Source organism: Streptomyces sp. NPDC107562, from assembly GCF_055657325.1.
Genome location: NZ_JBVKBE010000017.1, coordinates 63,566 through 76,103, shown reverse-complemented (window position 1 = coordinate 76,103; position 12,538 = coordinate 63,566). Strand labels below are relative to the sequence as shown.

The 12,538-nt window shown below is 72.8% G+C and carries 12 protein-coding genes; 8 read left to right on the top strand and 4 right to left on the bottom strand.

Annotation, left to right across the window (positions count from 1 at the left end; genetic code table 11):
- Genes ACZ7LV_RS33615 through ACZ7LV_RS33605 form a run of 3 tightly spaced genes read right to left on the bottom strand, consistent with a single transcriptional unit; the run spans position 1 to position 2,374 of the window.
- Positions 1-411, bottom strand: a complete 411-nt coding sequence (locus tag ACZ7LV_RS33615) for a RidA family protein (protein WP_401672651.1) — start codon at positions 409-411, stop codon at positions 1-3.
- A complete protein-coding gene (locus ACZ7LV_RS33610) occupies positions 408-1,169 on the bottom strand; it encodes an IclR family transcriptional regulator (protein ID WP_385387117.1) in 762 nt (253 codons plus the stop codon). Before ACZ7LV_RS33610 ends, ACZ7LV_RS33615 begins: the two co-directional genes overlap by 4 nt.
- Positions 1,166-2,374, bottom strand: coding sequence for a sugar kinase (locus tag ACZ7LV_RS33605; RefSeq protein WP_471945033.1), 1,209 nt, complete (start codon positions 2,372-2,374; stop codon positions 1,166-1,168). The genes ACZ7LV_RS33610 and ACZ7LV_RS33605 overlap by 4 nt, the downstream gene beginning before the upstream one ends.
- Before the next feature lie 138 nt (positions 2,375-2,512).
- On the opposite strand from ACZ7LV_RS33605, the gene ACZ7LV_RS33600 reads away from it, so the two are divergent.
- Both ACZ7LV_RS33600 and ACZ7LV_RS33595 read left to right on the top strand, forming a co-directional pair.
- Entirely contained in the window at positions 2,513-3,802 is a 1,290-nt protein-coding gene (locus ACZ7LV_RS33600; RefSeq protein WP_471945031.1) for an amino acid deaminase, read from the top strand.
- Positions 3,803-3,812: 10 nt separating this feature from the next.
- Entirely contained in the window at positions 3,813-5,423 is a 1,611-nt protein-coding gene (locus ACZ7LV_RS33595; protein ID WP_471945029.1) for an N-acyl-D-amino-acid deacylase family protein, read from the top strand.
- Between the two features lie 4 nt (positions 5,424-5,427).
- Here ACZ7LV_RS33595 and ACZ7LV_RS33590 read toward each other — a convergent pair whose 3' ends face one another.
- Positions 5,428-6,042 carry a hypothetical protein gene (locus ACZ7LV_RS33590; protein WP_471945027.1) on the bottom strand — a complete coding sequence of 205 codons (615 nt, stop codon included), beginning with the start codon at positions 6,040-6,042 and terminating at the stop codon, positions 5,428-5,430.
- A gap of 126 nt (positions 6,043-6,168) precedes the next feature.
- Between ACZ7LV_RS33590 and ACZ7LV_RS33585 the strand changes: the two genes are divergently transcribed.
- From ACZ7LV_RS33585 to ACZ7LV_RS33560, 6 genes are all read left to right on the top strand, one after another.
- A complete protein-coding gene (locus tag ACZ7LV_RS33585; protein WP_471945025.1) occupies positions 6,169-7,380 on the top strand; it encodes a pyridoxal phosphate-dependent aminotransferase in 1,212 nt (403 codons plus the stop codon).
- A 100-nt stretch (positions 7,381-7,480) separates the two neighbouring features.
- Positions 7,481-7,897 carry an SCO4983 family protein gene (locus ACZ7LV_RS33580; RefSeq protein ID WP_471945023.1) on the top strand — a complete coding sequence of 139 codons (417 nt, stop codon included), beginning with the start codon at positions 7,481-7,483 and terminating at the stop codon, positions 7,895-7,897.
- A 172-nt stretch (positions 7,898-8,069) separates the two neighbouring features.
- Entirely contained in the window at positions 8,070-9,143 is a 1,074-nt protein-coding gene (locus tag ACZ7LV_RS33575) for a hypothetical protein (RefSeq protein ID WP_471945021.1), read from the top strand.
- A 13-nt stretch (positions 9,144-9,156) separates the two neighbouring features.
- Positions 9,157-10,368 carry a toxic anion resistance protein gene (locus tag ACZ7LV_RS33570; RefSeq protein WP_471945019.1) on the top strand — a complete coding sequence of 404 codons (1,212 nt, stop codon included), beginning with the start codon at positions 9,157-9,159 and terminating at the stop codon, positions 10,366-10,368.
- Entirely contained in the window at positions 10,365-11,906 is a 1,542-nt protein-coding gene (locus ACZ7LV_RS33565) for a substrate-binding and vWA domain-containing protein (protein ID WP_471945017.1), read from the top strand. Before ACZ7LV_RS33570 ends, ACZ7LV_RS33565 begins: the two co-directional genes overlap by 4 nt.
- Entirely contained in the window at positions 11,893-12,495 is a 603-nt protein-coding gene (locus ACZ7LV_RS33560) for a hypothetical protein (RefSeq protein WP_471945015.1), read from the top strand. The genes ACZ7LV_RS33565 and ACZ7LV_RS33560 overlap by 14 nt, the downstream gene beginning before the upstream one ends.
- The last annotated feature ends 43 nt before the right edge of the window (positions 12,496-12,538 follow it).

Here is a 12,538-nt window from a genome sequence, read left to right as displayed (position 1 = left end):
TCAGCCGAGAACGGCGAGGGCGTCGATCTCGATCAGGAGACCGGCGGGCAGGCCGACGTACACGGTGGTCCGCGCGGCCGGCGGCTGGGTGAGGCCCTGCTCCTCGAAGTACGCGTTGTAGAGCGCGTTCATCTCGGCGAAGTGGTCCACGTCCGTGAGGTAGACGCGGATCATCATCACGTCGTCCCAGGAGGCGCCGCCCTCCTGGAGGATCGCCTTGACGTTGGCGAGCGTCTGGAGGGTCTGCTCCCGCAGGCCCGGGCCGGCCGGCGTCGGGGGCTGCCCCTCGACGGCGGGCAGGAAGCCGACCTGGCCGGCGACCTGGAGGATGTTGCCCTTCCGCACGCCGTGGGAGAACTTCGCGGGCGGGGTGGTGTGGGTCGTGGGGGTGAGGGCGGTCTTCTCGGTCATGCCAGCTCTTTCGTCGGGGTCCTGCCGGAGTACTCGCCGCTGATGGCGTCCGCGGTGCGGCGGACCAGCGGGAGCAGGGTGAGGAGTTCGTCGCCGGTGACGACGACGTTGGGCGCCGAGACCGACATCGCGGCGACGACCCGGCCGTCCGCGCCGCGGATCGGTGCGGCGACGCAGTTGATGGACTCCTCGTGGCCACCGAGGTCGGTGGCCCAGCCCTGTTCGCGCACCTTGGCCAGCTCCCGGAGGAAGGCCTCGGGGTTCGGCGTCGAACGAGCCGTGTACAGGGGGTAGTCGAGCTTCTCCGCGAGGGCGCGGCGCTCGTGCTCGGGAAGGTCGGCGAGCAGCAGCTTGGCGACGGCGGCGACCGTGATGGCGACGGGTTTGCCGATCCGCGAGTACATCCGCACCGGGTAGCGGCTCTCCACCTTGTCGATGTAGAGGACCTCGTTCTCCTCGTACACCGCGAGGTGCACGGTGTGCCCGCACTGCTCGTTCAGCCGTACGAGGTGGGGGTGCCCGATCTCGCGGATGTCGAGGTTCTCCATCGCCTCCTGGGCGAGTGCGAAGAGCCGGGCGCCGAGGCGGTAGCGCTGGTCGGACTGGCGGTAGACGAAACCGTGCTCGTGGAGGGTGCGCAGCAGGCGCAGCGCGGTGGACTTGTGCACGCCGAGCCGGTCGGCGACCTGCCCGAGGTCGGCGGGGCCCTCCGCGAGCAGCGGCAGGATGCTCAGCGCGCGGTCGACGGTCTGACTCATGGCGTACGTACCTCCTTCGGGGCCCGATCAACGGCGTGCGTCCAGCCGGGGCCGAGTCGAAGTGTCCCCCACGCGTCGTCGTCCAGGGCGGCGAGCCGGTCGGCGTGCCGGCGCGTCGCGGGGGTGGCGAGGTCGCCGGGGACGGTCAGGGCGGCGGCGGCCATGAGGTGTCCGTGCCGCAGACGGTCCCGGGCGGGCAGGCCGCGCAGGGTGGCGGAGAGGAACCCGGCGGCGAAGGCGTCTCCGGCGCCGACGGAGGCGACGACGTCGACGCGCGGAGCGGGTTCGCTGACCCGGCCGGGCCCGACCGCCCCACCGTCGCCCACGGGGTCGGCATCGGCGCCGGGGGCGGCGTCGGCGCCGGCGTCGGCGCCGGCAGGGGCGTCGGCGTCGGCGTCGGCGTCGGCATGTACGTCTGCGCCGGCATGGGCGTCGGCGTCGGCGCGGCCCTCGCGCTCCGGCCCCCGCTCGAACACCGTGGCTCCGGCGGCGCCCTGCTTCACCACCAGCGTCCGCGGCTCGGGCAGCAGTTCCCGGATCGCCTGCGGACCCCCGGTCGCCCCCCAGGCATCCTCGGCCTCGTCCTCCCCCACGAACACGAGGTCCGCGCGCCGCGCGAGTTCCAGCAGGAGCCGGGCGCCGGCTGCGTCCCGCCACAGACCGGGCCGGTGGTTGACGTCGAAGGAGATCAGCGGGCGCCCGGCCACGGGGGCGGTCAGTTCGCGCAGCAGACCCAGGCAGTCCGCCGACAGCGCGGCCGTGATGCCGGAGAGGTGCAGGACGCGGGCGGCGCGCACCGCCGCCATGTCGACGTTCCGCGCGCTCATCGCGGACGCCGCCGACCCGGCCCGGTAGTAGGCCACCTCGTGGCCGTCGCCCGCCCGGTCCCCCGCGGTGCGGAAGTACACGCCGGTCGGGCGCGCCGGGTCCCGCCGGACCGCCGACACGTCGACGCCGTACGCTCCGACCGCCTCGACCAGGTGGTCGCCGAAGCCGTCCGCACCGACCCTGCTCACCCACCGCGTGGTGTGCCCGGCTGCCGCCAGCACGCAGGCCACGTTGGACTCGGCGCCGCCGATGCCCCGATCGAAGGAGGGAACATCGGCGAGGCGGCCGGGCCGGGAGGGCAGGAACGTGACCATGGACTCGCCGAGCGCGACGACGTCCACGACGTCGGGGGCGGTGCAAGGGCCGTTGGCGGTCACGATGGTCAGGACTCCTCGTCGACGTCGCGGGTCGTGGCGGCTCCGTTGACCCCGCGTTGGCCGAGATGTTAGACAGCAGTAAGCGACATACGCAATGGACGTTGCACACTTCGCAACGCACCAGATCAGGGAGGCTCCATGGCCCTCGACCCCGGCACCACCACCGCCGCCGAAGCGCTCGCCGCCCTCACGGAGGAGCGCGTCGACCACCGCTTCAAGGGCCTCCCGCCCGACGCCCACGGGCTGACCGTGGCGGATCTCGCCGCCCAGCGCCGGAACCTGTTCACCGGCGGCTTCACCACCCCGGTCCTCGCGCTCTCCGCCGAGCACCTGGAGCACAACCTGCGGCTCATGGCGACGTACGCCGACCGCCACGGTCTGGCGTTCGCCCCGCACGGCAAGACCACCATGGCCCCGCAGCTCTTCCAGCGGCAGATCGACAACGGTGCCTGGGGCATCACGCTCGCCGTGCCGCACCAGGTGCGGGTGGCGCGGGCGTTCGGCGTCCGACGGGTCTTCCTGGCCAACGAGCTGGTGGACGCGGCGGCCCTGCGGTGGATCGCCGGCGAGCTCGCCGAGGACCCCTCCTTCACGTTCGTCTGCTACGTCGACTCCGTGCGCGGCGTCGAGCTGATGGACGCCGCACTGCGCGGCACCGAGCGCCCGGTGGACGTCGTCGTCGAGCTGGCCGCCGGTGACGGCGCCCGCACCGGCGTGCGCACCGAGGCGGAGTGCGCCGAGATCGCCGACGCGGTGGCCGCCGCACCGGCGCTGCGCCTGGTCGGCGTCGCGGGCTACGAGGGCGAGGTACCCGGCGCGAACCCCGAGCGCGTGCACGCGTGGCTGCGCCGGCTGGTGGCACTGGCGACGGACTTCGACAAGGCGGGCCGTTTCCAGGGGCTGGACGAGATCGTGGTCAGCGCGGGCGGCAGCGCCTGGTTCGACGCGGTGGCCGACGTGTTCGCCGAGATCCCCGAACTGAGCCTGCCGGTGCTGAAGCTGCTGCGCTCGGGCGCGTACGTCTCGCACGACGACGGGCACTACCGCAAGCTGACGCCCTTCAACCGGGTCGCCGAGGAGGGCGCGCTGGAGCCCGCGTTCCGCCTGTGGGCGCAGGTGGTGTCGCGGCCGTCGGCGGAGCAGGCCTTCGTCAACGCCGGCAAGCGGGACGCCGCCTACGACCTGGACCTGCCCTTCGCGCAGGTCGTCCGCCGGGACGGCGCCGAGCGCCCGGCGACCGGCGTGGAGGTCACCGCGCTGTCCGACCAGCACGCCTGGCTGCGCACCGCCCCTCAGGCGGATCTCCAGGTCGGTGACTGGCTCGGCATGGGCCTGTCCCACCCGTGCACGTCGTTCGACAAGTGGCAGCTGATCCCGGTGGCCGAGGCGGACGGCACGGTCGTCGAGTACATCCGCACGTTCTTCTAGGAGGCCCGGCATGGCAGACCTCGTCATCCGTGACGCGGACGTCGTCGACGGCACCGGTGCCCCCGCGTACCGCGCCGACGTGGTGGTGGACGGCGGCCGGATCGTCTCGATCGTCAAGGAAGCGGCGGCGGCGGGCTGCCAGCGCCCCACCGCCACCAGGGAGCTGGACGCGGAGGGCCTCGTCCTGTCGCCCGGCTTCATCGACATGCACGCCCACAGCGACCTCGCCCTGCTGCGCGACCCCGACCACAGCGCGAAGGCCGCCCAGGGCGTGACGCTGGAGGTGCTGGGCCAGGACGGGCTGTCGTACGCCCCCGTCGACGACCGCACGCTCGCCGAGGTGCGCCGCGCCATCACCGGATGGAACGGCCACGGCGACGACATCGACTTCGACTGGCGTTCGGTCGGCGAGTACCTGGACCGGCTGGACCGGGGCGTCGCGGTCAACGCGGCCTATCTGATCCCCCAGGGAACGGTCCGCGCGCTGGCCGTCGGCTGGGAGGACCGCGAGGCCACCCCGCAGGAGCTGGACCGGATGCGCCGGCTCGTCGCGGAGGGCCTGGAGCAGGGCGCGGTCGGGATGTCGTCCGGGCTGACCTACACGCCCGGCATGTACGCCGAGGACGGCGAACTGACCGAGCTGTGCCGGGTGGTGGCGCGGTACGGCGGCTACTACTGCCCCCACCACCGCTCGTACGGCGCCGGGGCCCTGCAGGCGTACGAGGAGATGGTCGCCCTGACGCGGGAGGCCGGCTGCCCGCTGCACCTGGCACACGCCACCATGAACTTCGGCGTCAACAAGGGCCGAGCGCCCGAACTGCTGGCCCTGCTGGACGACGCCCTCGCCGCCGGGGCCGACATCAGCCTGGACACCTACCCCTACACCCCGGGCTGCACGACGCTGGTGGCGCTGCTGCCGAGCTGGGCGAGCGAGGGCGGCCCGGAGGCGATCCTGCGGCGGCTCGCGGACGACGCGACGGCCGAGCGGATCCGGCACGACCTGGAGGTCGTCGGGGCGGACGGTTGTCACGGCGTACCGGTCGAGTGGGAGACGATCGAGATCTCCGGAGTGAGCGACCCGGCCCTGGAGGCGTACGTGGGCCGTACGGTCGAGGACTCGGCGGCCCTGCGCGGCGAGGACCCCTGGGTCACCGCCCGCCGGCTGCTGGTGGAGGACCGCCTCGGCCCGACGATCCTCCAGCACGTCGGGCACGAGGAGAACGTCCGGGCGATCATGCGGCACCGGGTCCACACGGGCGGCTCGGACGGCATCCTCCAGGGCGCCAAGCCGCATCCGCGCGCGTACGGCACGTTCCCGCACTACCTCGGCAGGTACGTGCGGGAGCTGGGGGTGCTGTCGCTGGAGGAGTGCGTGGCCCGGCTGACCGGACGCCCGGCGGCCCGGCTGCGGCTGCCCGACCGGGGCGTGGTCCGCGAGGGTTACCGGGCCGACCTGGTGCTCTTCGACGCGGCCACGGTCGCGGCGGGCTCCACCTTCGCGCATCCGCGCACGCTCCCGACGGGCATCCCGCACGTGCTGATCGACGGCCGGTTCGTCATCGAGGACGGCCGCCGCACGGACGTCCTGGCGGGCCGCTCGGTGCGCCGAACGCCCCGGTGACCGGTCACTTGGGCCCCTTGGTGCCGCCGCGTCCGTGCCCCGGATTGCCGTTGGCGTTGCCCGGTCCGTCGACCGAGGAGCTCTCGGTGGCGCCGGGGGTCGTGGCGGACGCGGTGGGGCCGGCCCCGGAGGGGGTGGGCGAGGCGCTGACGTCACCCGCGCTCCGCGACGGGTCCGGGGCCGGCGCGGACGCCGAGGGGTTCGCGCCGTCCCGCGCCGGCACGGCGGAGGCGTCCTCGTCCGCCCCGGGGGAGGACGAGGGCTCAGCACCGCCGGAGGCGTCCGGGGTCGACCGCGTCCGGTCCTGACCGCCCTGCGTGCCGCCGCCGGAGCCCGACCCGGCGAAGCCGGCGATCAGCGCCGCGGCGCCCACCGCGCCCACCGCGCCGGCCGCCACCGCCACCCGCCGGCGGCGCCAGGGACCGGGCTTGCGGCGGGAGCCACGCGGCACCGGGACCGTCACCGCGGGCAGCTCGCGCGTCTCGTCGTAGGCGTTCTGCCAGCCGTGCGCGGCGGCCGGGTCGGTGTACTCCTCGTAGGCGGGCGGACGTACCGGCTCCTGCTGCACGTACACGTTCGGCGGACCCTGGGGGTCACCCGTTCCGGTGGGCTCTGACATGCCGCCGCATTCTAGGGATACGCCGTGGCCGCGGGGGCGTCGAGGGTGCACAGCCCCTGTCGCGGGGTGTCTCACGTGGTGGAAGACACGACGCCGGGGGCGGCGGGCGGCCGTAAGCTCCCAGACATGCAGGTGATCCAGTCGACGAAGCTCGCCAACGTCTGTTACGAGATCCGGGGCCCGGTACTCGAAGAGGCGATGCGCCTGGAAGCGGCCGGCCACCGCATCCTGAAGCTGAACACCGGCAACCCGGCCGCCTTCGGCTTCGAATGCCCGCCGGAGATCCTGGAGGACATCCTCCGCAACGTCTCGACGGCCCACGGCTACGGCGACGCGAAGGGTCTGCTGGCCGCCCGCCGCGCGGTCGTCATGCACAACCAGACCCTCGGCATCGAGACGGACGTCGAGCACGTCTTCATCGGCAACGGCGTCTCCGAGCTGATCACCATGGCCATGCAGGGCCTCCTGGACGACGGCGACGAGGTCCTCGTACCGGCGCCGGACTACCCGCTGTGGACGGCCGCCGTGTCGCTGTCCGGCGGTACGGCCGTGCACTACCGCTGCGACGAGCAGTCCGACTGGATGCCGGACCTCGCCGACGTCGAGCGCAAGGTCACCGACCGCACCAAGGCGATCGTGATCATCAACCCGAACAACCCGACCGGCGCGGTCTACGACGAGGCGGTGCTCAAGGGCCTGACCGACATCGCCCGCCGCCACAACCTGCTGGTCTGCTCGGACGAGATCTACGACAAGATCCTCTACGACGACGCCGTGCACGTCCCGACGGCCCGGGTCGCCCCCGACCTGCTGACCCTCACCTTCAACGGCATGTCGAAGGCCTACCGCGTGGCCGGCTACCGGGTCGGCTGGATGTCGATCTCCGGCCCCCGCGCGCACGCGGACTCCTACATCGAGGGCCTGACGATCCTCGCCAACATGCGCCTGTGCGCGAACATGCCGGGCCAGCACGGCGTGGTCGCCGCGCTCAGCGGACGCCAGTCGATCAACGACCTGGTGCTGCCGGGCGGCCGCCTGCGGGAGCAGATGGAGGTCGCCCACGAGATGCTGACGCAGATCCCGGGCGTGACCTGTGTGCGCCCGAAGGGCGCCCTGTATCTCTTCCCCCGCCTCGACCCCAAGATCTTCAAGGTGAAGGACGACCGCCGGCTGGTGCTCGACCTGCTCCGGCGCGAGAAGATCATGGTCGTGCACGGCACCGGCTTCAACTGGCCCGAGCCCGATCACTTCCGGGTCGTGACCCTGCCCTCGGTCGTGGATCTGCGGGACGCGATCGACCGGATCGCCCGGTTCCTGGACGGTTACAGCCAGCCCTGAGGCTCACGCTGCGGATACGCGGATCCCTGATGGGTGACCGGCTCAACTTTAGACGAAATCTAAGGTAGGATGGCTTCTGCCGAGCACAGGAGGCCATCCCATGTACGAACCGATCCGCGACAAGTCGGTCCACACGATGGCCGGCACCCCCTCCGACTTCCCCCACCGCTCCCGTGAGGAAGAGCTGGACATCCAGCTCGCGGGACACCTCGCCGCGCTGCTCGCCGTCACCGACGAGCTGCGCGCGCTGGCCCCGTCGACCGACCTGGACACCGCGGCGGTCCGGCTCGCCGAGCAGGTGGCCCGGCTGCGGGGAGGCCGTACGCCGGCCCGCACCTCGGCGACGGCGGCCGCCGCGCCGCACCTCGCCGCGCTGCACCGGCGCGCCCACGCCCTCGCCGGCCGGACGCTGGTGGTCGCCGCGTCCCGGGCGGACACGGCGGTGGCGATCCTCGCGGCCGAGCGGATGGACGCGCACGCGGCCGCTCTCGGCCCCCGAGAGCTCGCCGCCCACTGAGCCCGTCAGGGCCTCTCGTGCGGCCCCGGTCCGCGTGCACCCGCAGCGACGCGCGGACCGGGTGCCACAAGTGCGCCCGCCGTAGCGGGCGTTGCGTACCGGGACCTTCAAGTCACCCGTCGTTCACCCCGGAAGCCGGGGAACGTTGGGTTCCGGGAGCACGCTCCCCGGCGTGAGACGAATCGCAGGGATTGTCCTCGCGGTGTTGCTGATCGGCGGCGTGGTGGCGGCCGTCGTGGCGGGCCGGGACAACGGGGACCAGGGCACGGCAACGAAGACCGTGCGTGGCGTGGTCGGGTCGGAGAAGACGGAGTTCTTCGCCGACCCCCAGGTGGTGGACGCCCTTGCCGCCAAGGGCTACACCGTGCAGGCGGAGCCGTCCGGCTCGTGGGCCATGGAGGAACTGGACCTGGCGGGCTACGACTTCGCCTTCCCCTCCAGCAAGGCGCCCGCCGACGCGCTCGCCGCCAAGTACAAGGCGCAGCAGCCGCTGCCGCGCCCCTTCTACTCGCCCCTCGTCGCCGTGGCCCACCGGGGCGCCGCCGAGGTGCTTCAGGCAAACGGACTGGCCACCCTGGACGAAGCCCACCGCGGCGTCCTGCGGATGAACGCCTATCTCGACGCCGCCCGGAAGGATCGCACCTGGCAGCAGCTCAAGGGGTCCAAGAAGTACGGCGAGTTGCGCGGCACGCTCTACATCGCGAGCACCGATCCCGTCACCTCCAACTCCGGCGCCCTCTACCTCGCCGCCGCCTCCTACGTCGACAACGGCGGCAAGGTGGTCGCGAGCGACGCCGACATCGGGCGCACCGCGCCGCTGCTGCGCAAGCTGACCACCGTGCAGGGTGCCCAGCAGTCCAGCTCGGACGGCGCCTTCCGGGACTTCGTCAGCGGCGCCGGCAATCCGCTCGTCCTCGTCTACGAGTCCCAGGTCGCCTCGCTGCTGGGCCAGGGCCAGGGCATCGACGACCTCGTCGTCCTCTACCTGGACACCACCGCCACCAGCGACCACACCGTCGTACCGCTGACCCACGAGGGCCGCGCCCTCGGCCAGCTCCTCTCCACCGACCCCGTGCTGCGCAAGCTGGCCGCCCGTCACGGCTTCCGCCCGCAGGACGCCGCCGCCGAGTTCACCGCGGCCACCGCCGACCACACCGACTACCTCATGCCGAAGCTGAACGTGCGACAGGTGCCCGTGCCCACCTCCGAGGTGCTGCACGAGATGGCGCGCCGGGCGCGCGGATAGGGGGATCAGCCAGATGAGCGACTACGACCTCGGCCACAGCGCCAGTCAGAACACCAGCGCCAGCCGCGACGACTCCTTCACCCTCACGCCGCCCGAGCCGGTCTCCCCGGTTCCGCGCGAGAAGGCCGGCGGACTCGTCCCCGTCGACGACGGGGTGCGCGGCGACATGGCCCGCAAGGCCGCCGACTACATCGCGGGGCTCGCCGCGCTGGACGCCCGCTCCCCCGAGTTCGCCGGCAAGGTCGGGGAGATCACGGCACTCGGCGCGGGCGAGATGCGCACCGCGGCCGCGCAGTCCAACCGCATGCTGGAGCGGACCGTGCGCAGCCTGCCCAGCAAGGGCGGGGACGCGCAGACGAAGGTCGCCGGGTCGCTGGTGGAGCTGCGGCGGGTCGTCGAGGACCTCGACCCGCGCGACCTGCCCACCGGCAAGGGCCGCAAGTTCCTCTCCCGGCTGCCCGGCGGCAACAAGCTGCGCGACCACGTCGCCAAGTACGCCTCCGCGCAGGGCACCCTGAACAAGATCGTGGGGTCGCTGCGCGGCGGACAGGACGAACTGCGCCGTGACAGCGCCGCGTTGCAGACCGAGCGGGTCCGGCTGTGGGAGACCATGGGCAAGCTCCAGGAGTACGTGGTGCTGACCGAGGCCCTGGACAGCGCCGTCGAGGAGCACATCGCGAGGGTCGCCGACCCCCAGCAGGCCGACACGCTGCGCGCCGACGTCCTCTTCCCCGTCCGCCAGAAGCACCAGGACCTGCTCACCCAGCTCGCCGTGTGCGCGCAGGGCTACCTCGCCATGGACGTCGTACGCCGCAACAACGACGAGCTGATCAAGGGCGTCGACCGGGCCGCGACGACCACCGTCTCGGCGCTGCGGATCTCCGTGATGCTGGCGTCCGCCCTCGACAACCAGAAGAAGGTCGTCGACCAGGTCAACGCCCTGCGCGGCACCACCGAGGAACTCATCCGCGGCAACGCCGAGATGCTTGCCACGCAGTCCGGTGAGATCCAGCGGATCGCCGCGGACCCGGCGGTCGGCGCGGAGACCCTGCGGAGCGCCTTCCAGCAGATCTACCGCACCCTCGACGCCATCGACACCTACAAGGTGCAGGCCACCGAGGCGATGGCGGCCACCGTCGAGTCGCTGACGAGCGAACTCCAGAGCGCCGGCGCCCATCTGGAGCGCAGCCGCGCCCAGGGCGCCCTCGAAGGAGGCCACCGATGAGACACCGGATCGCGGCCCTCACCCTCGCCGCCCTGACCCTCCTGACCGCGTGCACCACCGGGCAGGACACCCCCGACGACGACCCCACGGCCGCCGCACCCGGCACCCTGCGCGTCCTCGCCTCCAGCGAACTCAGCGACATGGCCCCCGTCCTGGACCAGGTCCGCGAGCGGACCGGGATCACCGTGCGGCCCACGTACATGGGCACCCTCGACGCCGTGGACCTGCTGGCGCGGGGCAAGGCGGACCAGGCCTACGACGCGGTGTGGCTCGCCTCCAACGACTATCTGCGCCTGCGCCCTGAGGCGCGCGGCAAGGTGGTGTCGGAGACGCCGATCATGTCGAGCCCCGTCGCGATCGGCGTGAAGCCGGCCACCGTGCGCGGCCTCGGCTGGTCCCCCGAGGACGTCACCTGGTCACAGGTCGAGCAGGCCGTCGCGGACGGCGAGCTGACCTACGGCATGACCGACCCGGCCCGCTCCAACTCCGGCTTCGCCACCCTGGTCTCCGTCGCCTCCGCGCTCTCCGGGGCCCAGTCCGCGCTGACCGACGCCGATGTGCGCAAGGCGACGCCGCGGCTGCGGGAGTTCTTCAAGGGGCAGAAGCTGACGTCGGGTTCCTCGGGCTGGCTGGCCGGCGCGTACACCCGGCGCGGCACCGTGGACGCGCTGCTCAACTACGAGTCGGTCCTCAAGGGCATCCCGGACCTGACGGTGATCCGCCCCAAGGACGGTGTGGTCACCGCCGACTACCCGCTCTCCTCCCTGGCCGGCGCCGGACCCGAGGCCCGCGAGAACGTGCGCCGGCTCGCCGAGAGCCTGCGCAGCCCCGAGACCCAGCGCGCGATCACCGACCGCACCCACCGCCGCCCCGTCGTGGCCTCCGTCCCCCCGGCCTCGGGCCTGGACGCCACCAGGCGGCGCGAACTGCCCTTCCCGGGCAGCCGTTCCGTCGCCGACGGGCTGCTCGACTCGTACGAGAACGAGCTGCGCCGCCCCTCGCGCACGGTGTACGTGCTGGACACCTCCGGCTCCATGCTGGGCGAGCGGCTGACCCGGCTGAAGGCGGCGCTGACGGGGCTGACCGCGGACTTCCGGGACCGTGAGGAGGTGACGCTGATGCCGTTCGGATCTGAGGTCAAGAGCGTGCGCACCCATGTCGTGGACCCGGCGGACCCGCAGCGCGGCCTCGACGGGATCCGCCGCGACACCCGGGCGCTGCAGGCGCAGGGCGACACGGCGATCTACACCTCGCTGGAGAAGGCGTACGAGCATCTGGGCGCCGACGACGAGGCGTTCACATCGATCGTGCTGATGACCGACGGGGAGAACACGGCCGGCGAGACGGCCGCGGACTTCGAGACGTTCCACGGCTCGCTCACCGGCGAGCAGCGCGACATCCCCGTCTTCCCGATCCTGTTCGGCGACTCCGACCGCGCCGAGCTGGAGCGTATCGCCGAGCTGACCGGCGGCCGTCTCTTCGACGCCCAGCAGGGCTCGCTGGACGGCGCCTTCGAGGAGATCCGTGGCTACCAGTAAGGCACTGACGTACCTGGAGTCCCGCAAGAACCTCACCGGATGCGCCTGCGGGCTGCTGGGCCTGGTGCTCACCTTCACGGGTGTGGCCGGTCCCTACTGGCCCGTCGTGGTCGCCGGCCTGTACGGCGCGGGTGCGCTGATCGCGCCGCCGGAGCGGCCGGCGCTGCCCGACTTCCCGGATCCGTCGGCCCAGCTGGACGAGGTGCGCGGGGACTTCGAACGGCTGGGCGCCTACCTGGCGGACGTGGAGCTGCCGCCGGCCGCGGCGGCGCGGCTCGACGACCTGACCGGGCTGCTGCGGGCACTGCTGGAACCCGGCTGGGTCGCCGAGGTGCTGGCCCAGGACCCCGAGGGCGTGCACACGCTGTCCCGGGCCGTCCGGCAGGACGTGCCCGAGGCCGTCGACGCCTTCGTGCGCACCCGCTGGTGGCACCGGATGACCCCGGGGCAGGAGCCACCGGAACAGCATCTGGAACGCCAGCTCGCCCTGCTCCACGAGGAGGCGGAACGCCTGGCCACCACCCTGCGAGAAACAGAGTCCCGCCGCCAGGAATCCCACACCCGCTACTTGGAAGACCGCTCCCAGTAACACCCCGAAGGACACCCGCCACGCGAGCCCTTCACCCGCGACA

Excerpts from the sequence above, each read along its gene's own strand:
- ACZ7LV_RS33615 (WP_401672651.1), bottom strand. The coding sequence starts at position 411 with ATGACCGAGAAGACCGCCCTCACCCCCACGACCCACACCACCCCGCCC.
- ACZ7LV_RS33610 (WP_385387117.1), bottom strand. The coding sequence starts at position 1,169 with ATGAGTCAGACCGTCGACCGCGCGCTGAGCATCCTGCCGCTGCTCGCG.
- ACZ7LV_RS33600 (WP_471945031.1), top strand. The coding sequence starts at position 2,513 with ATGGCCCTCGACCCCGGCACCACCACCGCCGCCGAAGCGCTCGCCGCC.
- ACZ7LV_RS33595 (WP_471945029.1), top strand. The coding sequence starts at position 3,813 with ATGGCAGACCTCGTCATCCGTGACGCGGACGTCGTCGACGGCACCGGT.
- ACZ7LV_RS33590 (WP_471945027.1), bottom strand. The coding sequence starts at position 6,042 with ATGTCAGAGCCCACCGGAACGGGTGACCCCCAGGGTCCGCCGAACGTG.
- ACZ7LV_RS33585 (WP_471945025.1), top strand. The coding sequence starts at position 6,169 with ATGCAGGTGATCCAGTCGACGAAGCTCGCCAACGTCTGTTACGAGATC.
- ACZ7LV_RS33580 (WP_471945023.1), top strand. The coding sequence starts at position 7,481 with ATGTACGAACCGATCCGCGACAAGTCGGTCCACACGATGGCCGGCACC.
- ACZ7LV_RS33570 (WP_471945019.1), top strand. The coding sequence starts at position 9,157 with ATGAGCGACTACGACCTCGGCCACAGCGCCAGTCAGAACACCAGCGCC.
- ACZ7LV_RS33565 (WP_471945017.1), top strand. The coding sequence starts at position 10,365 with ATGAGACACCGGATCGCGGCCCTCACCCTCGCCGCCCTGACCCTCCTG.